This is a genomic window from Herbaspirillum sp. GCM10030257, from assembly GCF_042666555.1.
GTDB lineage: Bacteria > Pseudomonadota > Gammaproteobacteria > Burkholderiales > Burkholderiaceae_D > Noviherbaspirillum.
In genome coordinates this window covers 1-584 of record NZ_JBHTDH010000138.1, presented here as the reverse complement: position 1 = coordinate 584, position 584 = coordinate 1, and the positions used below count along the sequence as shown (strand labels likewise).

The 584-nt window shown below is 67.3% G+C and carries 1 protein-coding gene; it reads left to right on the top strand.

The genetic code is table 11. From position 1 onward, the window contains the following. A partial coding sequence (locus ACFQUU_RS29440) for an AMP-binding protein (RefSeq protein WP_382252197.1) occupies window positions 1-584 on the top strand: 584 nt, incomplete at both ends.

Sequence of the window (584 nt, the reverse complement as noted above, 5' to 3'; positions counted from 1 at the left end):
GACGATAGCCGCAGCATCGCCACGCTGCCACTGCTGGACGCCAGCGAGCGCCGGCGTCTGCTGGTCGAGTGGAACGCGACGCACGCTGCCTATCCGGATCACTCCTGCATCCATGAACTGATCGAAGCAAGGGCGGCCGCATCCCCGCAGGCAGTGGCACTGGAGCATGGCGGGACTGAAGTCAGCTATGCCGAACTCAATGCCCGGGCCAACCGGCTGGCGCGCCATCTGCGCAAGCTTGGCGTGGTGCCCGATGCGCGGGTGGCGCTGTGCATGACGCGCGGCATCGACATGGTGGTTAGCCTGCTGGCGGTGTGGAAGGCCGGCGCTGCCTACGTACCGCTGGATCCGGCCTATCCGTCCGAGCGGCTGGTGTTCATGCTGGAAGACAGCGCCCCGTTGGCGTTGCTAACCCATGGCGAGATTCCGGCCGCGCTGCACGCCACACTGCGCCTGGCTGTGGCCGGCTCGGGCACGGCGTTGATCGACCTGGAAGCCGACAGTGGCCGCTGGGCGCGGCAGGCTGCCGACAACCTTTCCCGTAGCGAAACCGGAGTCGAACCCGACCACCTGGCGTACGTGAT